The organism is Streptomyces sp. 4N124, assembly GCF_052245395.1.
GTDB lineage: Bacteria > Actinomycetota > Actinomycetes > Streptomycetales > Streptomycetaceae > Streptomyces.
This window is the reverse complement of the sequence record NZ_JBQQBS010000090.1, coordinates 1-26,447: the sequence shown is the minus strand read 5'-3', so window position 1 is coordinate 26,447 and position 26,447 is coordinate 1. Positions and strand designations below refer to the sequence as shown.

Annotated in this window: 22 protein-coding genes and 1 pseudogene; 8 read left to right on the top strand and 15 right to left on the bottom strand. The window is 70.9% G+C overall.

Going from position 1 to position 26,447, the window contains the following annotated elements:
* Positions 1-13: 13 nt before the first annotated feature.
* A pseudogene (locus tag ACTWQO_RS45470) lies at positions 14-175 on the bottom strand (APC family permease); the annotation flags it as partial.
* A gap of 268 nt (positions 176-443) precedes the next feature.
* Positions 444-1,847: a Si-specific NAD(P)(+) transhydrogenase gene (gene sthA / locus ACTWQO_RS45465; RefSeq protein WP_443243272.1), complete on the bottom strand. Its 1,404-nt coding sequence runs from the start codon at positions 1,845-1,847 to the stop codon at positions 444-446.
* A gap of 146 nt (positions 1,848-1,993) precedes the next feature.
* Here sthA and ACTWQO_RS45460 point away from each other — a divergent pair, with 146 nt between their 5' ends.
* Positions 1,994-3,124 carry a sulfite oxidase gene (locus ACTWQO_RS45460; RefSeq protein WP_443243271.1) on the top strand — a complete coding sequence of 377 codons (1,131 nt, stop codon included), beginning with the start codon at positions 1,994-1,996 and terminating at the stop codon, positions 3,122-3,124.
* A 104-nt stretch (positions 3,125-3,228) separates the two neighbouring features.
* Here ACTWQO_RS45460 and ACTWQO_RS45455 read toward each other — a convergent pair whose 3' ends face one another.
* Together ACTWQO_RS45455 and ACTWQO_RS45450 are read right to left on the bottom strand one after the other, a co-directional pair.
* The gene (locus tag ACTWQO_RS45455) at positions 3,229-3,432 is read right to left on the bottom strand and encodes a hypothetical protein (RefSeq protein WP_362950235.1); all 204 of its coding nucleotides are present in this window, start codon (positions 3,430-3,432) and stop codon (positions 3,229-3,231) included.
* 159 nt (positions 3,433-3,591) lie between these two features.
* Positions 3,592-4,782, bottom strand: a complete 1,191-nt coding sequence (locus tag ACTWQO_RS45450; protein WP_443243270.1) for a glycoside hydrolase family 64 protein — start codon at positions 4,780-4,782, stop codon at positions 3,592-3,594.
* Positions 4,783-5,120: 338 nt separating this feature from the next.
* On the opposite strand from ACTWQO_RS45450, the gene ACTWQO_RS45445 reads away from it, so the two are divergent.
* Entirely contained in the window at positions 5,121-6,008 is an 888-nt protein-coding gene (locus tag ACTWQO_RS45445; RefSeq protein WP_443243269.1) for a GNAT family N-acetyltransferase, read from the top strand.
* Positions 6,009-6,306: 298 nt separating this feature from the next.
* Here ACTWQO_RS45445 and prcB read toward each other — a convergent pair whose 3' ends face one another.
* The 4 genes from prcB to ACTWQO_RS45425 form a co-directional block, all read right to left on the bottom strand.
* Positions 6,307-7,161 (bottom strand): proteasome subunit beta, encoded by an 855-nt coding sequence (gene prcB, locus ACTWQO_RS45440; protein WP_443243268.1) that lies wholly within the window; start codon positions 7,159-7,161, stop codon positions 6,307-6,309.
* Between the two features lie 65 nt (positions 7,162-7,226).
* Complete coding sequence (locus ACTWQO_RS45435) at positions 7,227-8,165, bottom strand: lysylphosphatidylglycerol synthase domain-containing protein (RefSeq protein WP_443243267.1); 939 nt, start codon at positions 8,163-8,165, stop codon at positions 7,227-7,229.
* Positions 8,162-9,637 carry a hypothetical protein gene (locus tag ACTWQO_RS45430; RefSeq protein ID WP_443243266.1) on the bottom strand — a complete coding sequence of 492 codons (1,476 nt, stop codon included), beginning with the start codon at positions 9,635-9,637 and terminating at the stop codon, positions 8,162-8,164. Before ACTWQO_RS45430 ends, ACTWQO_RS45435 begins: the two co-directional genes overlap by 4 nt.
* Positions 9,638-9,784: 147 nt before the next feature.
* Complete coding sequence (locus ACTWQO_RS45425; protein ID WP_443243265.1) at positions 9,785-10,180, bottom strand: YybH family protein; 396 nt, start codon at positions 10,178-10,180, stop codon at positions 9,785-9,787.
* Positions 10,181-10,289: 109 nt separating this feature from the next.
* Between ACTWQO_RS45425 and ACTWQO_RS45420 the strand changes: the two genes are divergently transcribed.
* Positions 10,290-10,943: a nucleoside/nucleotide kinase family protein gene (locus ACTWQO_RS45420; protein WP_443243264.1), complete on the top strand. Its 654-nt coding sequence runs from the start codon at positions 10,290-10,292 to the stop codon at positions 10,941-10,943.
* On the opposite strand, the gene ACTWQO_RS45415 is transcribed toward ACTWQO_RS45420, so the two are convergent.
* The 6 genes from ACTWQO_RS45415 to ACTWQO_RS45390 form a co-directional block, all read right to left on the bottom strand.
* Complete coding sequence (locus ACTWQO_RS45415; RefSeq protein WP_443243263.1) at positions 10,927-12,756, bottom strand: hypothetical protein; 1,830 nt, start codon at positions 12,754-12,756, stop codon at positions 10,927-10,929. The two genes, ACTWQO_RS45420 and ACTWQO_RS45415, sit on opposite strands and share 17 nt — an antisense overlap.
* Before the next feature lie 54 nt (positions 12,757-12,810).
* On the bottom strand, positions 12,811-14,529 hold the full coding sequence (locus tag ACTWQO_RS45410) for a hypothetical protein (RefSeq protein WP_443243262.1): 1,719 nt from the start codon (positions 14,527-14,529) through the stop codon (positions 12,811-12,813).
* A gap of 2 nt (positions 14,530-14,531) precedes the next feature.
* A complete protein-coding gene (locus tag ACTWQO_RS45405) occupies positions 14,532-15,434 on the bottom strand; it encodes a carbohydrate ABC transporter permease (protein WP_443243261.1) in 903 nt (300 codons plus the stop codon).
* The gene (locus ACTWQO_RS45400; protein WP_443243260.1) at positions 15,431-16,342 is read right to left on the bottom strand and encodes a carbohydrate ABC transporter permease; all 912 of its coding nucleotides are present in this window, start codon (positions 16,340-16,342) and stop codon (positions 15,431-15,433) included. Before ACTWQO_RS45400 ends, ACTWQO_RS45405 begins: the two co-directional genes overlap by 4 nt.
* A gap of 114 nt (positions 16,343-16,456) precedes the next feature.
* Positions 16,457-17,785 carry an extracellular solute-binding protein gene (locus ACTWQO_RS45395; protein ID WP_443243259.1) on the bottom strand — a complete coding sequence of 443 codons (1,329 nt, stop codon included), beginning with the start codon at positions 17,783-17,785 and terminating at the stop codon, positions 16,457-16,459.
* A 276-nt stretch (positions 17,786-18,061) separates the two neighbouring features.
* On the bottom strand, positions 18,062-19,192 hold the full coding sequence (locus ACTWQO_RS45390) for an ROK family transcriptional regulator (protein WP_443243258.1): 1,131 nt from the start codon (positions 19,190-19,192) through the stop codon (positions 18,062-18,064).
* A 320-nt stretch (positions 19,193-19,512) separates the two neighbouring features.
* Between ACTWQO_RS45390 and ACTWQO_RS45385 the strand changes: the two genes are divergently transcribed.
* From ACTWQO_RS45385 to ACTWQO_RS45365, 5 genes are all read left to right on the top strand, one after another.
* Positions 19,513-20,421 carry an N-acetylglucosamine kinase gene (locus tag ACTWQO_RS45385; RefSeq protein WP_443243257.1) on the top strand — a complete coding sequence of 303 codons (909 nt, stop codon included), beginning with the start codon at positions 19,513-19,515 and terminating at the stop codon, positions 20,419-20,421.
* Between the two features lie 167 nt (positions 20,422-20,588).
* A complete protein-coding gene (locus tag ACTWQO_RS45380) occupies positions 20,589-22,529 on the top strand; it encodes a phosphatase PAP2 family protein (protein WP_443243256.1) in 1,941 nt (646 codons plus the stop codon).
* Positions 22,530-22,622: 93 nt separating this feature from the next.
* Positions 22,623-24,335: a phospholipid carrier-dependent glycosyltransferase gene (locus tag ACTWQO_RS45375; protein ID WP_443243255.1), complete on the top strand. Its 1,713-nt coding sequence runs from the start codon at positions 22,623-22,625 to the stop codon at positions 24,333-24,335.
* 100 nt (positions 24,336-24,435) lie between these two features.
* Positions 24,436-25,359: a MurR/RpiR family transcriptional regulator gene (locus tag ACTWQO_RS45370; RefSeq protein WP_443243254.1), complete on the top strand. Its 924-nt coding sequence runs from the start codon at positions 24,436-24,438 to the stop codon at positions 25,357-25,359.
* A 277-nt stretch (positions 25,360-25,636) separates the two neighbouring features.
* Positions 25,637-26,014: a hypothetical protein gene (locus ACTWQO_RS45365; RefSeq protein ID WP_210570190.1), complete on the top strand. Its 378-nt coding sequence runs from the start codon at positions 25,637-25,639 to the stop codon at positions 26,012-26,014.
* A gap of 23 nt (positions 26,015-26,037) precedes the next feature.
* Here ACTWQO_RS45365 and ACTWQO_RS45360 read toward each other — a convergent pair.
* Positions 26,038-26,447 (bottom strand): peptidoglycan-binding protein (locus ACTWQO_RS45360; protein ID WP_443243253.1); only part of this gene is annotated, 410 nt, incomplete at its 5' end.

The window sequence follows — 26,447 nt, the reverse complement described above, 5'->3', positions numbered from 1 at the left end:
TGGTCATCGCTCAGTACAGCAGGGCCGCGGGACTCGCCACCCCCACCGAACCCACCAGGACCGCCGTGGTCGCCGCGATCGAGTACGCCGGCGCGCTTCCCGCGACCGCCATCACCACGGTGTCGAACGTGCTGAGGGCATTGGCCTGGAGCCCTCTGCCCCTGCTGTTGCTCATGCGTGTGCTGCTTTCGGTCGTGCACGCCGCCCCGGGCATGCCGCGGCGGCGTAGGGGTGGGGGGTGAACCCGCCGCGCACCGGCGAGGGTTGACCTCACTGGCACGGACGGCACAAGGGGGGCGGCGGATACCGGCAGCGTTGTGTCGGCAGATGGTCACGCCTTGTGTGCACGTGATGATAGCCCCACCCGACGACCACTCAAGTCGCGTGTCTGAATCGGTATTCAGGCTCGTTCAGCGACCACCGAGGAGCCCGGCTGACCCGTGTCAGTCCCCGATCCGGTCGATCTGGCGCAGCTTGTTGGTGGCGTCCAGGGCGGCCACCTTGTACGACTCCGCGAGCGTCGGGTAGTTGAACACCGCGTCGACCAGATAGTCCACGGTGCCGCCGCAGCCCATCACGGACTGCCCGATGTGAATCAGCTCGGTGGCCCCGGCGCCGAAGCAGTGCACTCCGAGCAGGGAGCGGTCCTCGGGGGACACCAGTAGCTTCAGCATGCCGTGCGAGTCGCCGACGATCTGCCCGCGGGCCAGCTCCCGGTACCGGGCGACACCGACCTCGAACGGCACGGAGTCCTCGGTGAGTTGGTCCTCGGTCCGCCCGACGAAGCTGATCTCCGGGATGGTGTAGATGCCGATCGGCTGAAGGTTGTGCATCCGGCCCACCGGCTCCCCGCACGCGTGATACGCCGCAGCCCGCCCCTGCTCCATCGACGTGGCGGCCAGCGCCGGAAAGCCGATGACGTCGCCGACGGCGTAGATGTGCGGAACCTCCGTGCGGTAGTGCTCGTCGACCTTGATCCGGCCGCGCGGATCGGCGGTCAGGCCCGCCTTGTCGAGGTCGAGTTCGTCGGTGAGGCCCTGCCTGCCCGCCGAGTACATCACCGCGTCGGCGGGGATCTTCTTGCCGCTCTCGAGAATGGTCAGTGTGCCGCGCGGATGCCGTTCCACGGCGGCGACGGTCTCGCCGAAGCGGAATGTCACCGCGAGGTCCCGCAGGTGGTACTTGAGCGACTCGATGATCTCGACGTCGCACATGTCGAGCATCGTGGCACGCTTCTCGACGACGGTCACCTTGCTGCCGAGCGCGGCGAACATGGAGGCGTACTCCATGCCGATGACTCCGGCGCCCACGATGACCATGGAGCGCGGTACGCGTTCGAGGGTGAGGACGTTGTCCGAGTCCATGATCGTCCGGCCGTCGAACTCGACACTGTCCGGCCGCGCGGGCCGGGTGCCGGTCGCGATCACGATGTGCTCCGCGCTGAGCAGCCGCTCATGGCCGGTGACCTCGCGCAGGGCGACGGTGTGGTCGTCGATGAAGTGGCCGGTACCGGCGTACAGGGCGATGTGGTTGCGGGAGAGCTGGTTGCGGATGACGTCGACCTCGCGGCTGACCACGTGCTGGGTGCGGGCGGTCAGGTCGGCGACGGTGATGTCCTCCTTCAGCCGGTAACTCTGCCCGTACAGATCCCGCTGGGTGAGTCCGGTGAGGTAGAGCACCGCCTCGCGCAGCGTCTTGGAGGGAATGGTGCCGGTATGGATGGAGACCCCGCCGACCATGTCGGGGCGGTCGACGACGGCGACCCGGCGGCCGAGCTTGGCCGCGGCGATGGCGGCCTTCTGGCCACCCGGACCGGATCCGATGACAAGCATGTCGAAGTCGGGCACCTCCGGAGTCTGTCAGTCGGACGACCTCTCGCGAAAGAGTGAACCGGCAACCACCTGGTCGGGCAGGGCTCCCGTAAGTCGCTGAGAACGGTGGGAAGTTGCGCCCGGCGCTGCGCCAACTGACCTCGCGGCGCGATAATGCCCCCATGGGCCATCGACTCGGTGACGCAAGCGCACCCGCCCGGCTGGCCGACCCCGACGAGGGCATCGGCCGGGACGAGCTGGCTCTCGCGACCCGCAACCACGGACTGCCGCTTGAGGCGCTGCGCTACGACGTCACGCCGCCGGGCCTGCACTACGTACTCACGCACTACGACATCCCGTACGTCCCCCAGGACGAGCCCTGGACCCTGGCCATCGGCGGCCTGGTCGACCGCCCGCTCCGGCTCGACCTCGCCAACCTCCGGTCGTTTCCCCAGGTCACCACGCGTGTCACGCTGGAGTGCGCGGGCAACGGCCGCGCCCTGCTGACACCCCGGCCGGTGAGCCAGCCCTGGCTCGTCGAGGCGGTCGGCACCGCCGACTGGACCGGCGTACCGCTGCGGCTGCTGCTCGCGGAGGCGGGCCTTGCCTCCGACGCGGTCGACGTGGTCTTCACCGGCGCCGACCACGGCGTGGAGCGCGGCGTCGAGCAGGACTACCGGCGCGCGCTGCCCGTGGACGTGGCGACGGGCGCCGAGCCCGAGGTGCTGGTGGCGTACGCGATGAACGGCGCACCGCTGCCGCCGCAGCACGGCAGCCCGCTGCGCCTCGTCGTGCCCGGCTGGTACGGGATGGCGCATGTGAAGTGGCTGCGCGAGATCACCGCCACCGACACACCGTTCACCGGCTTCCAGCAGGCCGTCGCCTACCGGCTCAGGCAGCACCCCGGCGACGAGGGCGAGCCGGTCACCCGTATCGCACCACGCGCCCTGCTGGTCCCGCCCGGCTTCCCGGACTTCATGTCCAGGACCCGCATCGTCCGGCCAGGGCCGGTCACCATCGAGGGGCGTGCCTGGTCCGGGCAGGCACCGGTGACCCGGGCCGAGGTCAGCACAGACGCCGGGCGCACCTGGCACGAGGCCGAGCTGACGCCGGACGACGGGCACCGCTGGGCGTGGCGCCGGTGGCACTTCACCTGGACGGCAACGCCCGGTGAGCATGTGCTCAGCGCACGAGCCACCGACACCGAGGGCCACACCCAGCCGCTCCAGCCCCCCTGGAACCGCGGCGGCTTCGCCAACAACCTGATCCAGCGGGTGCCGGTGCTGTGCGTAGCCGCGGACGACGACGGTTAGCGCCCCCGAAGGGGCGCGGGGAACGGCGCGCCCAGCCACGACGGCGCCGCAGACGGCAGACGGCAGACAGTCCACGGCGCTATCGCGGCACCCCCAGCGGAGCGTTACGGCAGTATCTTGTCGAGTGCCGCCGGCCCCTCCTTCGCCAGCTTGCGCTTCGCCCACTCCATGTTGCGCGGTGTGATGTCCTTGCCGGAGGCAAGCACCAGGTCCTCCGGCGACACATCGGTGCCGGTGCGGGCGTGGAGCAGGTCGTCCGGGGTGGCGCGGTCCTCGGACGGCCCCGACGCTGACTGTGACGTCGTCATGATCTCTGCTCCTCGGGTCCGGATCGCTGCTACGGCCCCGCTGCGTTCATCGGGTCCACTATCACCATCGATCGCGGCGGCCCGCCCTGCATCCGGAGGCGCCGACGGATGTGACCCGAGGGGCCGGCAGAAGCGCGTGGGGCGCCCGGTGCACGGCCCCTAGAACGGCGTCAGCGTCAGCCGCACACCCGTGGGCGCCGTGTCCTGGATGTACGACGCGAAGTCGGCGACGTCGTCGAAGGCGAAGCCGTACGCCTTGCCGTCCTCGGTGGCCGCGTGCATCGCCTTCGCGTAGTGGTTGGTGAGGCCGGTCGTGTAGAAGGCCGCGGGATCGGTGACCGGCTGGGTCGCGCTGGAGACCAGCGTCGAGCGGTTGAAACCGGCGCCGAGGACGGCGGCGACGGGACCGGTCGTGCCGTCGTTGGGCGCGGCGAGGCTGCCGTCGCAGAAGAGCACGTCCCGGGTCGACGGCTTGGCGAAGGACACCGCCGCGGGCCCCTCGAAGGCGAGCTGGTCGCCGCGCACCCGCCCGGTGAAGGTGCCCGCGTTGGTGGTGACCTTGAGGTCACGCCCGGCGTACGCGCTCCACACCTCGTCGATGTACGGGGCGAGGTAGTCGTCCGCGAACAGGCCCGCGTCCAGACCATGACCGGGCGCGATGACGCGCGTGTCGTCCACGACGAGGGACCCGAAGCCCTCGGTCTCCCGGACTGCGGCGAAGGCAGCCGCACGGCCTCCGTCGCGCAGCGTGCCGGTCGTCTGGTCCTTGGCGCCGGTCAGCCGGATGCTCAGCGGCACGCTGAACATGTCGACCATGGTCGTGTTGCAGAACATGCCGGCCGCGTTGTACGTGAACTCGGCACAGTCGTGCAGCACCGGGTAGTTGGGGTCGGACTCGACCCAGCCCGCCGGGTACTGCAGCGCGGCGTTGCCGTTGCCGTCCGTGACTGCCTTGAGCTTGAGCTTCTCGCCCAGGGACACATAGATGCGGCCCGACATGTACGGCAGGGTCAGCCGGGTCTCGCCGCTGCCGGCCAGGCTGATCGCGTAGTCGGTGAAACCGTCGGCGCCGTTGTCCGAGGCGGCGATCGGTGCGAGGGCGCCGTCGGGCGTGACGCGGACCTGCTTGCCGTCCTGGTTGCCGACGATGTAGACGTGGACGGAGGCGTTGTCGAAGGAACCGCTGTTGTTGACGAGCGTCAGCGGAAGGGCGCCATCCGCTGCCTTGGTGGTGTCTCCGGCGAGGGCGTGGGGGGCGATCGCGGCGACGCCGGGCGCGGCCACTGCCGCTCCCGCGAGAGCGAGCAGGAACCTGCGACGGCCGAGGGTGCGCTGGTGACGGGGTGTCATGTGGGGCTGTCTCCCGTGTAGTTGACGAAGATCTGAGAGCGCTCTCAGTCGCCTCCCTTTTACCTCTGGCCACTTGGGCAGGTCGATGGGCGGCACGATCGCTTAATCCACGGATAAGGCGCGCTTAAGCGACCTCCCCGCGGCGGCTGTCGTGGTGGGAAAAGCGATGGACGGGTGCGGCGCAGCCCCCGTACTGTCTGACATCACGCCCTGAGATGGCCGGAAGGAGGCGAGTGCCGTGCAGTTCACCACCACCCAGCGCTCCCCTTCCGTTGCCCCGGCGTGCTTCGTGTGACCGACCGGGAGCGCTCCCCGCAGTACCCATCCCGGAGGAATCCGTGACCGACCTGGTCATCCGTACGCTCGACGAGAGCGACGCCCATCTTTTCGACACGGCCCCCGACCCGCTGGGCGCCCGCGAGGCCCACCGGCTCACCCACCATCGCCCCGACTGGAAGCGGGTGGCCCTGCGCGACGGCACGGTCGTCGCCCGCGCGGCCTGGTGGGGCGGCCCCGACGACACCGAGCCCATCAACATCAACTGGTTCGACGTGGCCGACGGCGAGGAGGAAGCCGGAGCCGAACTCCTGCGCACTGCGCCCTGGCAGGTCGAGGAACTGGAGTTCAACCTGCCCGGCGGCTGGCGCAACACGCCTCAGATGCGTGCGGCTGCCGAGGCCCGCTTCACGGCCGTACGATCCGCCGGTTTCGAGCTGCTGGTGGAGCGCTTCCTGTACCGCTGGACCCCCGAGTGCGGGCTGCCCGAGCGGCCCGGACGCCTGCTCTTCGAGCCCGAGCCGGACGACGCGGTCTTCTACGACGCACTGCGCCGCATCCACTCCGTCACCCTCGACGCCCACTCCCGAGCCGCCATCGACTCAGGCGGCGTCGACCAGGCGGCCCAGGAGGAACTCGACTTCTTCCACTGGTGCCCCTCGCCCCGGGAATGGTGGCAGGTGGCCCGCACGCCTGCGGGCGAGCCGGTCGGCATCCACATTCCGGCCCACAACCCGTCCGGCCCCTGCATCGGCTTCATCGGCGTCCTGCCCGAACAGCGCGGACACGGCTACGCCTACGACCTGCTCGTAGAGTGCACCCGCTTCCTCGTCGAACAGGGCGCTGAATTCGTCTCCGCCGCAACGGACCAGGGCAACTTCCCCATGGCGGCGCACTTCGCCAAGGCCGGTTACCCAGTGGTGCGGGAACGGATCAACTTCCGGACGTAGGTCGGGTGGGTCGGGGGCCCGGTTGTCAGCGCCGTGCCCCCGACCCTGATCCGCTCCTGCCGCGTCATGGAAGTGTGGACGCGGTGCCAGGCCGAGCCGTTCGCGGAAGGCGTGGCGGGGAGGTGTGGAGCGGAGTCAGGGGGGGCGGCCGTCATCAGGGGCTTTCTGTCGGTGAACGGCCGCACTGCGCAGCCTTCCGCCATCCTGCGGCACTTGCAATCGCTGCGCAGTAAAGCCCGTGGCAGCTCTTCACCATGGTCGGGGAAAGGCCAATGTCAGAGGCCGCGGCGGTCCGTCGTCAGGCCGTCGCGGTCGGTCCGTCCGGGCTCCCGCGGCGCTGCTCGACCATCTCGCGGCTCAGTTCCTCCGTCTCCGGATCGGGCAGCCGCTCGAAACCCTCCTCGGTGATGACCGAGACGATGGGAAAGATCCGGCGATTGATGTCGGGGCCGCCGGTCGCGGAGTCGTCGTCCGCGGCGTCGTACAGCGCCTGGAGTGCCGCCAGGGCCGCGTCGCGCCGGGACATGCCCTTGTGGAACAGCTTCTTCAACGCGCCGCGGGCGTACGGGGATCCGGAGCCCTCGGCGTGGAAGTCGGTCTTCTCGTACAGGCCGCCGGCGACGTCGAAGCTGAAGATGCGGCCCCGCTCACCCTCGGGGGCAGACGGGTCGTAGCCGGTGAGGAGCGGGACGACAGCGAGACCCTGCATGGCCTGGCCGAGGTTGTCGCGGATCATGCCGGCGAGGCGGCGTGCCTTCGCGTTGAGGCTCATCGCCGTGCCCTCGATCTTCTCGAAGTGCGCCAGCTCGACCTGGTACAGCTTCACCATGTCCACAGCGAGGCCGACCGTGCCGGCGAAGGCGACGGCCGTGTAGTCGTCGGCGGGGTGCACCTTCTCCAGGTCGCGCTGGGCGATGAGGTTGCCCATGGTGGCCCTGCGGTCTCCCGCGATCAGCACGCCGTCGCGGTAGGTGAGGGCGAGGACCGTGGTGCCGTGCGGAACGCGGTCGGGGTCGGCCCGGAGGCCGTCCGGGAGCGGGCTGCGGGTGCTCAGCAACTCGGGGCGGTGCGCCGCCAGAAACGCCGTGAAGGACGAGCCTCCCGGAGTGAAGAACTCCTCCCCCAGCCGGCCACCGGTCTCCTCGCCTGCCATCGCACTCCCCCTCGCGTCCGAACCGATAGACGACTCCTACCTGAACCCGGCACGCCGGAAACTCCTCACAGCGCCCGGCGCCGGATCAGCAACCCGAGCACCAGCAGCCCCGGAACGAGCGGCAGCCACATGGTCAGCAGCCGGTAGCCCAGCACGGCGGACGCGGCGCCGGACGCCGGAGCGCCGGGGGAGGTGAGCGCGAGGGCGAGCGCGGCGTCGAGGGAGCCGAGACCGCCGGGGGTGGGCAGCAGCGCGGCGGCGCTGCTCGCGGCGAGATAGAGCAGCGCCACCCTGGCCGGGGACAGCGGCAGCGCCACGGCCTGGGTGACCGCGATCAGCACCGCGCAGTGCAGCGCGGCGAAGGCCAGCGACCCGCCCCACAGGGCCGCCGCACGCCGGGGGCGGGCGTGGACGGCCCGGATGTCGGCCACCACGGCGCCGAGAACCCGTCGGCAGCGCCCGCTGCTCAGCGGGACCGCCCCCGCGCCGGCCGCGACGATGAAGACGACAGCCACGCCTCCTCCGGACAGGGACGGCACCAGCAGAACTCCCGGGCAGGCCAGGGCGAGTACGGCGATCAGGGCGCCGCGGACCACACCGCCCGCGGCCGCCTTCACCGCGAGGGCCGTCGCCGCGCGCCCGGCCGACATACCGCAGCGCATGAGGAAGCGGATGTTGACCGCGCCCGCGCCGAGCCCGGCGGGCAGCACGTGGTTGGCGGCGGAGGCGGCGAACTGCGCGGCCACGAGCCGTCCCGGCGGGAGCCCCGCGGTCACGGCACCCTGCTGGGCGAGCGCCGCACACAGCCAGGTCATGGCCGCGGCGGACGCGGCCACGAACAGCCAGCCCTGGTCGGCGCCGGCGAGCCGGACGGCTCCGGTCTCCAGCACCGGCCAGTGCCGCCGGGCCAGATACCCGGCGCCCACCAGCACGGCGAGGGTGAGGGCGGTGTGCCAAAAGGCGCGTCTTCGGTGGGGTGGGGCGAGGACGTGCTCTGCCGTCATGTGGGCCCCGGTGCGATGCGGACGTCCAGACCGTCGAGCCGGTGAGTCTGCCAGGTACGGGCGTATCCGGGCGGGGTGCCGCCCGGCGGGGTGAGGGCGGCGACCGGGATCGTGCGTGCGGCGCGCAGGATGTCCGCCTGCGTCATGTTGGCGTTGTGACCGCGGATCGCGCCGGAGGAGCAGCCGGTGTAGTAGGCGACGGGGATGGCCTCGTGCCCGCTGAGCAGACAGGGCGGGCGCACACCCAGGCGGTGCAGTTCGGCGGCGCTGCGGGTCCAGTCACGGCGGTCGGCGGTCGTGCGCTCCACGACGCGCTCCAGGACGACGTACTGCACGGCCAGATGTCCCGCCAGCCCGACGGCGATCAGTGTCGCGACGACCGGCCGCCATCGCCCGCTCGGCGCGCTGACCAGGTGCCGCAGCGCGTCGGCGACGGGGATGGCGAGCAGCGCGTAGGCGGGCAGCAGAAAGCGGGGGGCGGCGTATTCGATCAGGAACAGATAGGGAACGGCGGCCGTCGTGGCGCACAGGAGCGGTACGAGGGTGTGGGCGGTGCGTCCGGCGCGCACGGCGACCGTGAGGCCGAGGGCGGCGAGCAGCGGGAGCACGAACCACCACAGGGTCACCGCCGGGTTGGGCATCTCCGCGGTGCAGGGGCGGCACAGGGTGCGTCCGACGAGGCTGCGCAGCTGGTCGTCGACGGCGTTGTGCCAGCCGAGTCCGCCCTGGATCCGGGAGGCCTCCGCCAGCCGCTCACCCAGGCCGCCGTGGCTGACGAACGCCTCGATCACCCACGTGACGGCACCGGAGGCGAGTCCCGCCACCAGGGCGAGGGCGAGCCTCCATTGACGTATCGCGACAACCAGCAGGGGCAGCGCGATCCAGGCGGCGTCCGTGGGCCGCATCAACGCCATGAGCGCGGCGCCCACCGCGACGCCCCACAGGGCCCGCCGGTCCTGTCGGTCGGAGCGGGCACGCAGGAGGCAGCCGACGCAGACCAGGGCGCCGATCGCGACCCAGTAGTTGGGCATCGCCTGCGGGGCGTAGAAGAGGGTCACCCACAAGGTGGCGAACAGGGCGCCGGCGGTGGCGAGGACGCCGGCCGGGAACAGTCCGCGCCAGGTGCGCAGGGCGAGGTAGAGGCCGACTCCGGCGAGCAGCGCGAGGTAGACGCGCAGCAGTGTGGTGGACGTCGACCAGGAGGCGATGGGAGCCACCAGCACCGACACTCCGCGGGCACGCGGGGCGCTGAAGAAGGCGGCCGGTGCCTGGGTGCCGACCTGGCTGACGTACACGGTTTCGTCCCAGCCGAGGCCCATGGAGGGGTGGACGAGCGCGAGCTGGGCGAGGGTGAAGGCGCCGGCGACCGCCGCGAGCGGGCCCCTGCCGCGGGCCCAGCCGAACGCACCGGGCACGGTCGCCTCGTCGCGTCCTCCCCTACCGACGAGCATGGCGTTCGACCCGTGCGCCATGGTCCACCCCTCACCCCTGTATGTCGTGGGCTGCCTCCGCCCGCCAGCCGGAAGGACTGGAGGCGGGAGCCCCGGAAACATGGACAAAGTATCCCGGGCAGGGCATTGCAATCTCTCTGTGTGCGCCCAGGAGCGTGACGCCCGATGTCAGTCGTGCGGGAACGAATGGTGCTCGTGGGCGACCAGCCAGCGGCCGTCCTCCTTGCGCAGGCCGAGGGTGAGCCGCAGGCGCAGGGTGGGGCGCTCGGTGAGTTCCTCCGGGGTGCCGCAGCGCAGCAGGGCGTGTGCGTAGGCGACGTCGGACCCTGCGGTGATGTCCAGGGACTCGATGTCGAAGGAGGCGCCCTGGGCCTGCCAGGCGAAGAACGGCGGCCAGCTCGCGCGGTAGGCGTCGAGGCCGTGGATGCCCTCGTGGGGCGGCGGTACGTCGTACATGACGATGTCCTGGGCGTGATCGGCGAGTACGCCGTCGAGGTCGCCCCGGTGGACGGCTTCGGCCCAGTTCGTGATCAGGGTGCGGATCCGCGCTTCGTCGTCCGACATGGCGGCGGCTCCCTCCTTGTCGGTGGCTCTGCGTTGACGCGACCTCGTCCTTCACCGACTCCCCGCATCGGCGCAACTCATCGCCGGGCAGGGTGCCACACTCTGCTGTGTGCCTGTGACCTTCGACGACCTCCTCACCCGCGCCCGTGGCCTCGCCTCGGGCCGCCGCCGCTGCGTCCTCGGTATCGCGGGCAGCCCCGGCGCGGGCAAGACGACGCTCGCCGAGACCCTCGTACGGGAGCTGAACGCGTCCGGGGAGCAGTGGGTCGCGCACGTCCCCATGGACGGTTTTCATCTGGCCGACGTCGAGTTGGACCGGCTGGATCTGCGGGAGCGCAAGGGCGCACCCGACACCTTCGACGCGGCGGGGTACGCGGCGCTGCTGCGGCGGCTGCGGGAGGAGGTCGACGGCACGGTGTACGCGCCGGGCTTCGAGCGGGTGCTGGAGCAGCCGATCGCGGGCGCGATTCCGGTGCCGCCGACGGCCCGGCTGGTGGTGACCGAGGGCAACTACCTGTTGCTGGGGACGGGGGCGTGGGCGCGTGTCCGGGCGCAGTTGGACGAGGTGTGGTTCTGCGAACTGGACGAGGAGGAGCGGATCCGGCGGCTGATCGCCCGGCACGAGGAGTTCGGCAAGGGCCATGCGGAGGCGGTGGCGTGGGTGCTGGGCACGGACCAGCGCAACGCCGACCTGGTCGACGCGACCCGGGACCGCGCCGACCTCGTCGTCCCCACGTCCCTGCGGCTCAGCCGCGCAGGGTGAGCAGCGGTTCCCCTCGCTCGTCGCCGGCCGGTTCCCCGATCACGGCGGTGAAGGCCTCGGTCCGTACCGCCAGCCCCTGCTCCCCGAGCTCGAACGCCGGGGAGAACGGGCCCCCGGCGCCGTAGCGCACAGCGAAGACGTGCAGGTCACCGGGAGCGCCCGGCGCCGGTTCGGCCTCCAGCGCGGTGGACGCGACCAGGTGACGCCAGCCCGCGTCCGGGTTGCCGTAGCCGCGCGGATCGGCGGCCAGGGCGAAGGCCGCCAGTTCCTGGGTCGTCTCCGAGCGGGCGTCGAAGTGGTCCGTGCGCTCCGCCTCCGGGTGGGTCAGACGGAGTTCACCCGCCGCCGTCACCTCGCCGGTGGCGACCCTGCGCACACGGTCTCCGTCGTCGGCGGCGTACGGCAGTCCGGCGAGCAGGTACGGCGATCCCGGCAGCAGTTCGACGGCCACCGTCATCCACAGCCGCGTGCCGTCGGTGACGTACAGGGACCGGACATGGCGCAGGACGTGGTCGCGGCCGACGACCGGCTTGCTGACCAGCTTGGCGCTCAGGCCGTCGGCGCTCAGGTCGCGGACGCGGACCTCGCCCATGGGGCGGCAGTGCAGGAAGCCGTCCGTGACCGGGCCGAAGCCGTGCTGGCGGTTGACGGCGGCGGGCAGGTAGTAGGTGCCGCCCGCCTCGACCACCGCCGGGGTCATCCGGTCGTCGAAGGCCACCGAGACCGTGCCCGAGCGCAGTTGGTGGCGGGCCGCCGACGTGGCCGGCTCCCGGTGCCAGCGTGTGCCGTCCTGGATCTGCCAGATCAGCATCCACGCGAAGTGGCCGTCGATCCCGCCGTCCGCCTGCGCCGCGTGCCTGCCCCAGCGGGTGTCGCCCCGGTAGCGGCCGAGGTCGGCGCCGATACGGCGGCTGAAGTAGCGCAGGCCCAGGACCGATTCGAAGCCGGAGTGCTGTTCGCTGTAGCGGGGGCCGCCGTTGTCGAAGCCGCCGGTCGTCAGGCGGGCGTCGATGTAGCGGGCGAGCGTGTCGCCGTCCTCGGCGAAGATCTCCTCGCCGCTGACCCGGTGGGCCTGGGCGAGGAAGGACAGGGAGATCGGGCCGTAGTTGTTGTCGTAGGCGCCGCCGTGCTCGGGGGGCAGCAGGGCGCCCCGGTCGCGCACCCGGTGGGCGCGGATCTTGTCGGCGTACAGCTCCAGCGACCGTGCGCGGACACCCTCGCCCTGTTCTTCCGGCAGATGACGGGCCAGCATCAGGCCGCCGACCACACAGCCGATGGCCTGGTTGCCCGCTTCCTGCGGGTTGAAGAAGGTCGCCTCGGTCAGCCAGCGCCAGTAGCCGTGCGCCAACTCAAGCAGCTCGGTGCGCTGTTCGTCGTCGACCAGGCCGTCCGTCGTGTCCAGCAGATTGACCGTCTGGAGCAGCGCCCACACGGTGCTGGGCCAGTCCCCGATGGGGTGTGCGCCCGCCGCGAGGGTGTAACGGGCGTACGGCAGGCGGGAGTTGCGCTCCCTCAGATTGGGATAGCCGGGGTTGTCCTCGGTGTACACCCGCTCGCGCAGATGGAAGGCGAGGCTGCGGCGCACCGCCTGAGGCAGTCGTGGGTCCCCGGTGCGGTGCCAGGCGAAGGCGAGCAGCGAGGTGATGCCGAGCGAGGTGTCGCCGATGTCGTCGACGGCGTCGGGGTGTTCGAGATTGCCGTCCGGCGTGATGCGGGCCAGGGCCTGCTCGGTGACGTCGGCGAGGACGGCGTCGTATGCCTCGGGGGTGTCCGGCAGGTCGTGCAACGGGCCGCGCTGGTGTGGGAGATGCATCTGTCTGTCCTCAGCCCTTCATACCGGAGGAGGCCTTGGCGTGGGTCGTCGGGGTCAATTGACAGGTGCGGGCCGGCGGGCGCGCAGTGCGACGGTCAGTGTGTGCGGGCCGAGTCCGCCGATGTAGACACGGTTCCCGGTCGTGGCATCGGTGCCGCCCACCACGGTGTAGTCCTGCCCCGGGTCGTACCGCAGTACGTCGCTCCGGTCCGGCCCGGCCAGCGGTTCGCCCGCCTCGACGCCTACCTCGACCCGGATCTCGTCGCCGGCGACCCGATAGGTGAGCGGCCCGGTCGTCAGGCACCAGCGTCCGTCGCCGATCGGTACGGCGCCCCCCACCACACCGCCCGGCCGGAAGGTCAGTTCGAGGCCCCAGGGCACCCGTGGTCCGCTGATGTCGATCCGCAGGTCGGCGCCGTCTTCCTTCAGCTCCACGTCGACGCGGGTCGTGTGGGAGACCTCGTCCCGAGGCCGGTCCGGGAAGGCCATCGCGGCCGAGAAGCGTCCCTCGTCCACCAGCCGATAGGCGCCGTCGTCCCGCCTCTGGTCCGTCGGGAGCGGCTGGTAGTAGGCGGCCGTGAGGGTTTCGGTGAGCCGGTACCGATTGTCGGCGAGCTGTTGCATGTCGGCGGCGCGGAACGGGCCCAGGTCGAAGAACCCCCGCGTCAGACGGACCGCGTCGAGGACGGCGTCGCCGGCGAACAGGCGCAGGAAGGTGGGATTACAGGCTAGGCCCGAGCGGATGCGCCGGTGCTCGGGCACGTCGGAGCCGCCGTACACCACCGTGTGCGCGGTCGCCGAGGCGCGTGCGGCGAGGCGTGCGGTGGTGAGGTACCGGTCGCGCGGAAGGGGCTCCACGGTCGGGGCCGGCAGGGCGAGGCACAGGTCCGGGGTGAGAAGGGTCTCGGCGAGCAGGTCGGGGTCGTCGATACCGCCGGCGGCCGCCAGCCGCGCCACCCGGGCGAAGTCGCCCCGGCCGGTGCGGATCGCGAGCAGCCGGTAGTGCGGCAGGTAGGGCGCCAGGGGGAACGGGTGGTTCTGGTCCTGCCGTCGCGAGTGGACGGTCTCCACCGTGCCGTCCGGCCTGATGAGGTGCAGGGTCGTGGCGAGATTGCGTTCGACGGCGTACAGCAGGTCGGCACGGCCGAGCACTTCGGCCAGCAGCAGCAGCGACGGGTTGGACACGTGGGCCGCGTAGTTGGCGCTGCGTTCCGAGTACAGGCCCTCCGCGTCGATGTCGACGCCCTCGGCGAGCCACTCCTCGACGCGGTCGAGCAGCCGGTCGTCCGGGAACGACCGGTGCAGCCGGGCCAGCGCCGCGCTCAGCTCCCAGCGGTGGTTCGGGGTGTGCACCCCGCCGGTCAGGAGACTGCCGGTGGCGGCACCGGCGATCTCGGCGAGCGCGGCCGTGACGTCGCGCAGTTCGGGCCCCGCGCCGGTGGCGAGGACGTGCGCGTCGCACACGTCGTTGACGGTGAACGCGGAGTCCGGCGGTGACTGCACGTTGTCGCCGCCGGCGAAGAGGCCGGAGGCTGTCTGCACGGCCAGCAGGGCACGGAGGTGGGCCATCGTGGCCGCGACGGCCTGCCTGCTGCCGTGCAGTGCCGAGTCCGGGGAACGGTACGCCGCGACCAGGGTCTTCACGCGGCGTGCCAGAGCGCGGTGGGTCACTCCGGCGAGTTCTTCGTCGGGGCCGGCCGCCAGCGGGGCGGCCAGCCGGTCGGCGGCGCGGGCCGCCGACCGGACGAACTCGTGGTCGAGCGGGGTGGGCACGGTCAGTCCTTGAGTCCGGCGTTGATGTTGGCGTTCATGACGTAACGCTGGAACACCAGGAAGACGACGATCAGCGGGATCATGGAGATGACCGATCCGCCGAGCAGCACCGACCAGTTGATGTTCTGCGCCCCGACGAGGCTCTGGATGCCGATCTGCACGGTGAACTTGTTGGGGTCGTTGAGCATCAGAAGCGGCCAGATGTAGTCGTTCCACCGCCACTGGAAGGACAGGATGGCGAGCGTCAGCATGATGGGCCGGGAGATCGGCACCATGATCCTCAGGAAGATCGACAGTTCGCGAGCGCCGTCGATGCGGGCGGCCTCCACGAGTTCGTCGGGGACCGTCAGGAAGAACTGGCGGAACATGAAGCATCCGGTCGCGGTGAGCACGGCCGGGAGGATGACGCCGGCGAACGAGTTGTAGAGGCCGAGGTCGCGGACCACCAGGAACTCCGGGGCGAGCATGACCTCGCCGGGCAGCATCGTGGTGGCCAGGATGCAGATGAAGAACGCCTTCAGCCATTTGTTGTCGTACTTGGCCAGGGCGTACCCCGTGCAGCAGCTGGCTCCCACCGTGAGGATCGTCGTGATCACGCACACGATGGTCGTGTTGATGAAGTACTGGGAGAAGTTGGCGCTGCGCCACGCCGTCAGGTAACCCGACAGGGTGGGGTCGTCCGGAACCAGCGTCAGCGGATAGGAGAACAGGTCGCTGGCCGGCTTGAGGGAGCTGAGGATGAACCACAGCACCGGCAACCCGTACAGGCACGCCATGATCCACAGCAGTGTCGTCGCGGGCACCGCCCGCCGGAGCCCACCGCTGCCCGCCCTGCGGGGCCGCCTTGTGGAGACGGCCCGTCCGGGATCGGCGTCGACCGGGCGTGGAAGGTCTGTGGTTGTCATCGGTTCTCCACCCGCCGGTTGACGATCAGCTGGATGATCGCGACGGCCATCAGAATGAGCATCAGCGCGAAGGACGCGGCGCTCGCGTAGCCGATCTGGCCCCGTTTGAAGCCGGTCTCATAGATGTACTGGACAAGCAGGTTGTTCGACGTTCCGGGTCCGCCGTTGTTGAGGGCGACGAACACCGGGTATTCCTTCATCGCGTTGATCGTGTTGAGCAGGATGACGATGAACGAGGTGGGCGCGATGCTCGGCAGGGTGATGCTGATGAACTGGCGCCAGGGGCCGGCGCCGTCGAGCGAGGCCGCCTCGTAGTACGACACGGGTACGTTCTTGATCGCCGCGATGAACAGCAGCATCGAGAAGCCCGTCCAGGCCCAGGATGCCGCCATCACCACGACGATCAACGACAGGTCCGCGTTCGACTGCCACGGAACGGCACTTCCGCCGAGCTTCTCGATGACGTAGTTGACCAGTCCGAAGTTCTCACCGAACAGCCACCGCCACAGGACACCGACGACGATGGGCGACAGAAGCCACGGGATGAAGAAGATGACGCGGGCGACCGACGCGCCCTTGGCGTGCTTGCTCACCACCAAGTTGGCGGCGAACAGCGAGAGCGCGAAGTTCAGCGGAACGAAGAGCACGGTGTACAGCAGCGTCCGGGTCAGCGCCCCGTAGAAGGTGGAGTCCCCGAACAGGTTCTGGTAGTTGTCCAGTCCGATGAACTGGAACGCCCCTACACCCGTGTAGTTCGTGAACGAGTAGACGAGCCCGATCACCGCCGGCCAGACGAAGAACAGCGCGAAGAGCACGACATTGGCCGCGATGAGGACGAGCGGCGCGATGGTGTAGGTGTTGCGTCTCCTGCGCGGGCTCACGGACACGTCCGAGGCGCGTTTTGTCATCTTCCCGACTCCGTGCTGGTGGAATGGATTCCCTGTGGGCTCACGCCATGAGCCCGGCATCACATGGGCGACAGGGCCGGGCGGCGGTTCGACCCCGCCGCCCGGCCCTGTGGCTTACGATCCGCCGCCGACCTGCTGGTTGTAGCCGGCCACGATGTTCTCCAGGGCCTTGTCGGCCGACTGCTGGCCGTTGATCGCCTTGCCGAGCTCCGTCTTGGTCGGGTCCTCGGTGAGGCTCTTGCCCTTCAGCACCCAGTCCGTCTGAGCGGAGTTGAAGTAGCCGGAGATCGGGTCGTAGAGCGGGATCGACTCGTTGTACAGCTTGAACGCCGCCTGAGCCGCCTCGGACTTGAAGGGGTACTTCGGGTTCAGACCGGTCTCGACCGGCAGGAACCCGGACGCCTCGCACAGCGCCTGGTAGTGGGCCGGCTCGTACAGCCAGGACAGGAACTTCGTCGCGGCGGTGGCCGCGTCGCCGTTGTTGTTGAAGCCCACCGTCATGCCGCCGCTGTTGACGTCGCTGGCCTGCACCGGCTGGGCCGGAGTCGGGACGCTCGCCCAGTCGAACTTCTTGATGCTGTCCGCGAAGGCGGGAACCTGCCACACGCCGGACCAGTAGGCGACCACGTCACCGCTCTGGAACATGGCCGACGGGTCGGCGCCGCTGGTCCACACCGACTTCGGCATGGTCTTGTCGTCGTTCCATCCGACGAAGGTGTTCACGGCCTTCTTGGTCGCCGCGTCCACCGAGAACTTGCCGGAGTCGTCGGCGTGGACGTACTTCCCGCCCATCTCGTACACCATGGCGCGGAGCCGGGACGGCGACTGGTCGAACGTCAGGGAGTACTTGGCGCCGGTCTTCTCCCGGACCTCGTTCGCCGCCTTGATGAAGTCGGTCCAGGTCCAGGTCTTCTCGGGCGAGGTCGGGAAGGAGACGCCGGCCTTCTCGAAGAGCGACTTGTTGATGAACATGCCGGACGCGGTGACGTCCGAGGGGATGGACAGCACCTTCCCGGACGAGTCCTTGGCGAGGAAGTTGGCGTTGATCTTGTTGCTCTTGTTGTTGGCGATGGAGCTGAGGTCGATCAGCTTGTTCGACCAGATCGGGTCCAGCGCCGGGACGGCCGCCACGTCGGGCAGAGAGTTGGCCTGCGCGGCGTTGTGGAGCTTCGCCGTGTAGCCGTCGTAAGGGATGTTGACGAGCTTGATGTCGACGCCGGCTTCCTTCTTGTACTGCGCCACCATCTTCTTCCAGCCCGCGTCCTGCCCCGGAACCGTGGAGATCCAGAACGTCAGCGACTTGGAGTTGCCGCCCGAGCCGGAGTCCGACCCGCAGGCGGAGAGCAGCAGGGCACCTGCCGTGGCCACGGCAGCGAGGGGGACCAGGCGGCGTATGCCGCCGCGGCCGAGTCGGCGGGAGCGCCGCGCACCTACATTGATCATCTTCGATCCCTTTTTCGTCACAGGGGACGGAGCACGGCGCCGACCGAGGCGGCACTGATGCATTTTGCAGGAAAGGTGGCTTTCCGGGGGCGCGGCCTCGCCCGGCCGCGTCATCCTCACGGGCGAGGGTCCCCGGCCGTTGTGGCCGTCACCGCACGGGCACGCCCTCGTGCGGTTGCCGTACGTCGAGTACCGGCAGGACGCTCGCTCCAAGCCGGCGTCCCGGCCGACTTAGAAAGCGCTTGTCCGGACATTGGCAGACCGAGCCGGAACCCGTCAATCCTTGGCCCCCGCGGCGTCGGTCACGGTTTGGACTCCTCGGGCGACCGCGAGCCGGGAAGCACCCACCACGGTGCCGAGATCGCCGACCGTGCTGCTCACCACCTCGGTGGGCCAGCTCAGGCGTGCCATCTCGGCCCGCACCCCCGGCAGCAGCTGCGGATCCGCGCCGGTGCTGCCGCCCAGGACGATCAGTCCGGGGTCCAGTACGGCGGTCACGGCGGCGGCGAGGCGGCCGATGTCGGCGGCGTGGCGGTCCACGACCGTACGGGCCGTGGCTCGGCCCTCCTGGGCGAGGGCGAAGAGCTGCTCGGCGGTGCGGGGGCAGGACCCGTCGGCGTCCGGCCAGGCCTCGGCGGCCCGGCGCAGCAGGGAACGGGCGCCGATGTACTCCTCCAGGGCGTCCTGGTGGGGCTCCCGGCCCTCGTCCCAGGGGTACGGCAGCCGGGCGAGCTCACCGGCGGCGCCGTTCGCCCCGCGCAGCACCTGGCCGCCGACAACGATGCCGAGGCCGATACCCACGCCGATCCGCAGATAGCCGAAGGTGTTCCGGCCACGGGCGGCGCCCTCGTGGAGCTCGGCGAGCGCGGCGCAGTTGACGTTGTTCTCGAGGTGGACCGGCACGCCCCGGGGCAGGGCGACGGCCATGGCGTCGAAGAGGGGGCCGGCCTTGGCGGTCGCGGGGCGCTGGCCTACGCCCCCCTCCCCCGCCGGCACATCGCCGACGGCGAAGACGATGGAGCGCAGCGGGGCGCCGTCGGGCAGCGCGAAGACGGCCTCGCGCACGACGTCGGCGGCCTCGTCCCGGGAGCCGGTGGCCTGGGCGAGCAGGGTGCCGTCCAGGGCGCAGCCGCGTACCCGGGTGAGGGCGGGGCCGAGGTCGACGGCGAGCACCGCACCGGCCGCCGGTCCGAGTCCGTAGACGGCGGCGGAGCGTCCGGTGGCGCCGGAGGCGGTGCCTGAGTGTGCGGCGAGATGGGCGCTCTCCAGTTCCGCGACGGCGGAGGACACCGTCGGCTTGGACAGGCCCGCCAGGCTCGCGAGCTGCGGCCGGGTCGCCGTGCCCGCCCGGGCCAGCACGGCGAACACCGCGCTCGCGCTCTCGGTCAGGCGGGGTGCTTCCGCCACGTCGTGTTCCACAGTTCTCCCACGCGAGGTCGAGCGCCGCGCTCCGGGGTCGTACCTCTCCACGGGATGCGGCGATGGGATGCCATGACGTCAGGCGCTCCCGCCCCGCGGGGCCCTCTCGGGCCCGCCCGGTGGTCGAGTGCGCGATTTCTCTTGACGCACTGTACTTCGTTAGTTAACTTCCTAACGAAGTCACGGTACTCGCCTGCCGTGGTCCGTCAGAGGCCCGTCCCGGGGCTTCCCTAAATTTTTCAACTGCCCTTCCTCCCGACACGGTTTCGCCCGCCGTCGCAGCACAGTGCAACGACGAAAGAGGATCCGTGCAGGACGCTTCACCTTCTGGCCCTCTCGTGGTCGGTATCGACGTGGGCGGCACCAAGACGCATCTGCGCGCCTTCGCGGGCGACACGCCGGTCGCCGATCACGTCCGCTCCAGCAGTGGCTGGCGGCCGCACGACCCCGTGGCCGCCGCCGGCTGGCTGGCCGTGCTGGCCGCCGAGGCCCTGCCGGCGGGTTCGCGCCCGTCCGCTCTGGCCGTGGGCGGTCACGCCTGCGAGACCTCCCGTCAGTGCGCCCAGATCCGTACCGCGCTGGAACTCCACTTCGACGCGCCCGCACTTGTCGTGGGCGACGCCGAACTCCTCGTCCCCGCGGCGGGCCTGGACAAGGGCGTCGGCCTGGTGGCCGGCACCGGTTCGGTCGCGGTGGGGCGCTTCGCCGACGGCCGCCCCGTCCAGGTCGGCGGCTGGGGCGCGGTCCTCGGCGACGAGGGCGGCGCCGCCGGTCTCGTCCGCGAGGCCGCACGCGCCGTGTGGGCGGCCCATGACCGCGGGGAGGAGCCCGACGCCCTCGCCCTCATTCTCGTCGCCTCCTTCGAGGTCGCCGAAGTCCCGGCGATCGGGGCGGCGTTGGAAGCCGCCGAGGACATCTCCGCCGAGTGGGGCCGGCACGCCCCGGCCGTGTTCGCCGCCGCCGAGGCGGGTTCGCCGCTCGCCCGTGCGGTGATCGCCGACGGCGGCCGGTCGCTGGCCGCGCTCGTCGAACGGCTCGCCGCGCGCGGGGTCGTGGTGGACGACGTCGTGATCGCGGGCAGCACCGTGCTCGCCCAGCCCGCCCTGTACGACGCCTTCACCTCCGCCCTCACGGACAGGGTGCCCACAGCCAGGCCACAGCCGCTGCGGATGCCGCCGGTCGAGGGGGCGGTGGCGCTGGCGCGTTCACTTCTGTGACACCTGCCGGACGGCGGGCCCACCCTCGTCCGACACAACTCGCCCGTAGATCTTCGCTCGTAAGCCTCATGGGGCGTCGCACGACTCGTACGTCCTCCCCGCCCCACAGGCTGTCATCGCACGACATCCCCGGCCGAAGGGTCGAAGAACTCAAGAGAGGCAGCAGCATGCCGTCATCCGCCGGGCCCCGGTCCACCGCGCCGGTCAGTGAACTCGCCGTGAACAGAAGGGGATTCCTCCGGACCTCCCTCGGTGTCTCGGCCGGTGTCCTGGCCGCGCCCACCTTCGCGGCGTGGCTCGGCGCCGCCGACGCGAAGGCCGCCACGACCGCCGCCGCGTTCGTCGACGACTACAAGACCAACGTCACGGCGAACCTGACGCCCGAGACCAACGCGGTGGTCCGCGCCCTCGGCGGCTTCGCGAAGGTCTGGAAGACCGGCGGCGCCTGGAACACGGGCATACCGCTGATGCCCGAGGTGCTGCGCGCCAACATGCGCTACTGCGCCCGCATCACGGCCACGCGCACGGACGCCCAGGCGAAGGACGCGTTCATCTACGACCGCCAGCACCAGAGCTACTCGGTGATCGGCGGCCTCGGCCCGCTGGCCGAGCTGTACAAGTCGGGTGCCAAGGCGGTCACGTCCATCACCAGCGCGCCGGACGGCACCCCGGCCGCGAAGATCAGCGACACCCTGCCCGCAGACGCCCCGGCCGGATCCGCGCTCGGCGCCGGGTCGTACGACTCGGCCCTCGGTCAGGTGGCCAAGCTGGTCGACACGGTGCGCGGCCCCTTCGCCTCCAGCAACCCGGCCAAGTTCGCCTTCCAGTACCCGCGTCCGTGGCGCATGAACGAGGACAGCGAGGTCGTCGACACCGGGAAGAAGGACGCGTTCGGCTTCCCCGTCTACGAGTCGGACGTGATCGTCGCCCCGCAGCTGCTGCGGCAGCGCGGCGAGACCCCGGCCGAGGACGGTGGCTTCCCCAGCGGGCACACCAACGCCATCCACCTGGCGGCCCTGGCCTTCGCATACGCCGTCCCCGAGCGCTTCCAGGAGATGGTGACCCGCGCCTTCGAGCTCAGCCACACCCGCATCGTGTCGGGCATGCACTCCACGGTCGACGTCATCGGCGGCCGCGTCATGGCCACCGCCCTGGCCGCCGCCGCCCTCGCCGACCCGGCGAACGCGCCCCTGAAGAAGGCGGCACGGGCCCAGGCCCTGGCGTACTTCCAGGAGCAGACCGGCACGACGGCCGACACGCTGTACACCTACGCGCACTCGGCGGGCACGGACACCGACCCGTATGCGGACCGTGCCGCGAACGCCTGCACGGTCAAGCCGAAGTTGACGTACGTGCTGAACCGGCGCGGCGGCGGCCGGCCGCTCACCGTCCCGAAGGGCGCGGAGGTGCTGCTGGAGACGCGGCTGCCGTACCTCGACGCGGAGCAGCGGCGCGAGGTGCTGCGGACGACCGCGCTGCCCTCGGGCTACGTCCTGCTGGACGGCTGGGAGCAGTGGGGCCGGCTCAACCTGTTCGCGGCGGCCGACGGTTACGGTGCCTTCGACTCGGCGGTGACCGTCACGCTGGACGCCTCGGCCGGCGGCTTCGGCGCGGCCGACAGCTGGCGCAACGACATCGACGGCGACGGCGGCCTCACCAAGCGCGGCACCGGCACGCTGACCCTGACCGGCCACAACCGGTACACCGGCGGGACCGTGCTGGCGGACGGTGTCCTCGTCGCCGCCTCGGCGCACGCCCTGGGCCACGGCGAAGTGCGGGTCACCGGCGGCACCCTGCGGGTGGCCACCAAGTCGACCGTGAAGATCCACGGCACGTACGCGCAGGAGTCGGCCGCGCTCGAGGTGACGCTGCGTTCGGGTCGCGGTCCCGCCCTGGAGGTCACGCGGCGGGCGGTGCTCGGCAAGGGCAGCTCGCTGTCAATGCGGCTCGACGCCGACAGGCCGCCGGCCGCGGGGAGCACGGTGCGTGTGATCGGCGCTCCGGTGCTGCGCGGCCAATTCGACCGTATCGAGCTGAACTCGGACACGCTGCGGGCCGTACCCGTCTACACGGCGGATGGTCTGTCGGTACGACTCCTGAAGCGGTAACGCCCCGACGTGGCGGGAGCTGATGCAGAGTAGCCCCATGAGGCGGCTCTGGATCACTCCCGTCACCGCGCGGCCGGTGTCACCGCGGGGCGGATGATGACGCGCGAACAGCGGGAACTGGTCCTCGATCCCGGGACGGAGGGACACCCTCCGCCGACCGTGACGGCGGTGGCCTCGCCACGCCCGTCGCGCAGGCGCCTGCTGGTGCCGCTGCTTGTGGTGCTGCTGCTCGCCCAGATGGCCGTGGCGATGGTGACCACCGCGGTGCAGCAGACGCCGACCATCGACGAGCCCGTGTATGTCGGCACGGCCGCCGCCTATCTGCACGACCACAGCCTGCGTTACAACCCCGAGCATCCGCCGCTGGGGAAGCTGGTCATCGGCGTCGGTGTGGCGCTCGCCGATCCGCATGTCGACCGGCCGCTGGCGAGCGATCAGGGCGTGATGGGGCGGCATCTGCTGTACAAGTCCGGCAACGACCCGTGGCAGCTGATGTTCTGGGCCCGCCTTCCGGTGATCGTGCTGACGCTGCTGTTCGGGCTGGTCGTGTTCGCCTTCGCCCGTGAACTCGTGGGCGCGGCGGGTGGTTTGACGGCGCTCGCGCTGTACGCCTTCTCCCCCGACGTCATCGCCCATGGCTCCCTCGCCACACTCGACGTACCGGCGGCCGGTTTCCTGCTGACCTCGGTGTGGCTGCTGTGGCGGGCGCGGGACCGGCCACGGCTGTATCTGCCGCTCGCCGGGGTGGCGTTGGGTGCGGCCCTGGCGACGCGGATGAGCGCGCTGGCGGCGGTTCCGGTGCTGGTGGTGCTCGCCGGGGTGTCGGTGTGGACAGCTGAGGCGAACGGGCGCCGGGCAGGCGCGTGGAACGACCGTCGTAGGGCGCTGCTCCGGGCCGCCGCGGGCGCGGGCGTGCTGGCGCTGGCCGCGATCGCCGTCGTATGGGCCACCTATCTGGCCGTCGACCCGCGGCTGCGCTGGACGCCGCAGCAGCATGTGCCGTCGGTGAGCGGACTGCGGGGGCTGCTGGTCGATCTGCTGCCGCTGCCGGAGGCGTACCGGGACGGTATGCGCATCCAGTTCGGGCTGGAGACCCGGCCCTGGGAGAGCTTCCTGTTCGGGCGGGTGTACACGGGGTCGCTGTGGTACTACCTCCCGGCGGCGCTGCTGGTGAAGACGCCACTCGGCATGCTCGTACTGTGGGCGGCCGGCGCCGTCGCACTGCTCGCGGTTCGGCGGCTGCGGCCCGCGGCGCCGTATCTGCTGCTCGCCCCCGCCGTCCTGTCGGCCGCTGCCATGGAGGGGACGCGGGACTTCGGCACGCGGTACGCCGTCTTCGTGCCGATGTTCCTCGCGGTGGCGGCGGCCGGTGTCCTGGCACTGCGGTGGCGGTGGCGGTTCGTGGCGACGGGCGCGCTGGTGCTGTTCGTGGCGGTCAGCTCGCTGCGGACGTTTCCCTACTATCTGCCGTATTCCAACGAGGCGTTCGGCGGGCCCGCGAAGACACATCTGCGGCTGCACGACTCCAATGTGGACTGGGGCCAGGATCTGGGACGGCTCGCGGACCGGCTGCGGGAGCGCTATCCGGGTGAGCGGATCTGGCTGGTGTACAAGGGCAGCGGGGTGCCGTCGTACTACGGCATCGACGCGACCGACCCGCGCACTGTGCCCGCCCGTGAGGTGCGCGGGCTGCTGGTCGTGTCGGACTCCAAGGTCGCCAAGGCGAAAGGGCGGCTGGCCGAGCTGATCGACGGCAGTCGCCCCATCGACACAGTCGGTCACTCGATCACGATCTACCGACGGTGACGGTGGGGTCTGCCGCGCTGGAGATGCCCTCGCACAAGCCCTGGTCACCACGGTGTGTGAGCTATGTTGAACGACTGTGGGAGACAAAGGAGGCGCACCGGTGCCATCGCCGCAGCAGGCACGTGCACAAGCGTCCGCGATCACCTCGGGCAAATCGGCTCCGGAGGCGGAGGCCGCTCCGAGTTCCCAGCTCAGGACGCTGTTCGACCGGCCGCGGCTGTCGCCGGGACAGCGGCGTATCGCCCAGTACCTGATCGAGCACATCACCGAAGCGGCGTTCCTCTCGATCACCGATCTCGCCGAGCGGGTGGGCGTCAGCCAGCCCTCGGTGACACGGTTCGCCGCGGCGGTCGGCTTCAGCGGTTACCCCGCGCTACGGGAGAAGCTCCAGTCGATCGCGCTCGGCACGCTCGCCGGCGGCCCTCCGGCGGCCGAGGAGAACCAGGGCAACGAACTGCAGGCGGCCGTTGACGCCGAGATCGAGAACCTGGAGAACCTGCGACGGGACTTCGCCGATCCCGACCAGGTGATCGACACCGGCCGCAAGCTGTCGGAGTCGACGCCGCTGACCGTCCTGGGCCTGCGCATCTCCGTGTCCCTCGCCGAGTACTTCGCGTATGCGGCTCGCCGGGTCCACCCGGACGTACGGCTGGTGACGCGGGGCGGCAGCGTCGCCTATGACGCACTGCTGCAGTCCCGTGAGGCGGGCGGCACGTGGGTGCTGGCGTTCTCCATGCCCCGGCACGCCCAGGAGACCCTCAACGCCGTCCAGGTCGCGCGCAACGCCGGATTGAAGGTCGCGCTGATCACCGACCTGGCGCTCGGACCGGTGGCCGACGAGGCCGACGTCACCTTCGCCACCGGCACCGGCTCCCGGCTGGTCTTCGACTCCTACGCCGCGCCCGGCGTGATCGCCGCGGCGCTGCTGCAGGCCATGACCGACGCCGACCCCGAGCGCACCCAGGCCCGGCTCGAGGAGTACGAGCAGATCTCCGACCAGCACCAGTTCTTCCTCAGGGACTGAGCGCCGACACCCCCACAGCACGCCCCACAGGGGATCACAAGGGCACCAATCGCCCCAAACTACGCATGAATGTTTTCATGCGTCTTGCAAAGCAGACGGCATATATAAATACTTCACACCCGGACGCCCGAAGCCGCCGACTCCTACCCGCGTCGGCGCCGAGGGTGTTCGAACGGGCATCGCCTGCGCGAGCGCCCGCGGCGGCCCCGGCCATCCCCTAGGCCGGGGCCGCCAAAACCGTCGGACCACCCCTCACGACGCCGCACACCCGGAAGCGATGATCATGCCCTTGACGACCACGCGCATCAGCCCGGACTGGCCCTGCCAGGTCAAGACCCCCGGCAGCTACGACTGGGAGCGCTCGGCGGCCAAGTGGCTGCGCGAACTGGTGCCGGCCCGCTACGCCAGCTACCCGGCCCTGATCCGCCACCCCGTCCTCCTCGCCCGGCACGCGCAGATCCAGGTCCAGCACGAGATACGCGTCGCCCGCACCGCCCTCCAGACCGCGCGCGCCGACCTGCCCGCACTCGGTCTGCCCGAGTCGGTCATCGAGCACACGATCAAGCTGTACGCGGCGGAGGTTCTCCAACTGCAGCACATCGCGCGCAGCGTGCGGGCGGTCACCCATGCCCTGGTGGACACCTCCGCGCGCTGACCGCCGGACGGGCAGGGGCAGGTTCAGCCGTTACCGGTACGGGATTCCAGGTCCCTGCGCGTGTCGTCGCCGTAGACACCGGTCTCGTCGCCGCGGATGCCGTACCAGAGCTGGAAGCGGGCGACCGCCTCGGTGAGGCCGGCGTCGTACTGTCCGCTGGTGGAACCGTCCTGGTAGACGTTCGGGATGCGCAGCAGCCGCTCCTGGAGGTCGGACACCTCGGGGCCTGCCGCTCCTTCGCGGAGGGTGCCGGCACCGTCGGGGTCGACTGCCGCACCGCCGCCCGCGGTGGGCGGGGCGGCGGACGTGGGCGGCGCGGCAGACGTAGGAGGCGCGTCGGGTGTGGGGGCGGCGGTGTCGGCGTCGTTCCGGTCGGGGAGCAGGAAGGCGCACCCGAAACCGATGACGGCGGCAGTGGCCGCGGTGACCACCA

Coding starts and splice junctions, on each gene's coding strand:
- ACTWQO_RS45395 (WP_443243259.1), bottom strand. CDS start 17,785: ATGATCAATGTAGGTGCGCGGCGCTCCCGCCGACTCGGCCGCGGCGGC.
- ACTWQO_RS45460 (WP_443243271.1), top strand. CDS start 1,994: ATGGGCCATCGACTCGGTGACGCAAGCGCACCCGCCCGGCTGGCCGAC.
- ACTWQO_RS45375 (WP_443243255.1), top strand. CDS start 22,623: ATGATGACGCGCGAACAGCGGGAACTGGTCCTCGATCCCGGGACGGAG.
- ACTWQO_RS45430 (WP_443243266.1), bottom strand. CDS start 9,637: ATGGCGCACGGGTCGAACGCCATGCTCGTCGGTAGGGGAGGACGCGAC.
- ACTWQO_RS45450 (WP_443243270.1), bottom strand. CDS start 4,782: ATGACACCCCGTCACCAGCGCACCCTCGGCCGTCGCAGGTTCCTGCTC.
- ACTWQO_RS45455 (WP_362950235.1), bottom strand. CDS start 3,432: ATGACGACGTCACAGTCAGCGTCGGGGCCGTCCGAGGACCGCGCCACC.
- ACTWQO_RS45435 (WP_443243267.1), bottom strand. CDS start 8,165: ATGACGGCAGAGCACGTCCTCGCCCCACCCCACCGAAGACGCGCCTTT.
- ACTWQO_RS45425 (WP_443243265.1), bottom strand. CDS start 10,180: ATGTCGGACGACGAAGCGCGGATCCGCACCCTGATCACGAACTGGGCC.
- ACTWQO_RS45400 (WP_443243260.1), bottom strand. CDS start 16,342: ATGACAAAACGCGCCTCGGACGTGTCCGTGAGCCCGCGCAGGAGACGC.
- prcB (WP_443243268.1), bottom strand. CDS start 7,161: ATGGCAGGCGAGGAGACCGGTGGCCGGCTGGGGGAGGAGTTCTTCACT.
- ACTWQO_RS45415 (WP_443243263.1), bottom strand. CDS start 12,756: ATGCATCTCCCACACCAGCGCGGCCCGTTGCACGACCTGCCGGACACC.
- ACTWQO_RS45380 (WP_443243256.1), top strand. CDS start 20,589: ATGCCGTCATCCGCCGGGCCCCGGTCCACCGCGCCGGTCAGTGAACTC.
- ACTWQO_RS45405 (WP_443243261.1), bottom strand. CDS start 15,434: ATGACAACCACAGACCTTCCACGCCCGGTCGACGCCGATCCCGGACGG.
- ACTWQO_RS45365 (WP_210570190.1), top strand. CDS start 25,637: ATGATCATGCCCTTGACGACCACGCGCATCAGCCCGGACTGGCCCTGC.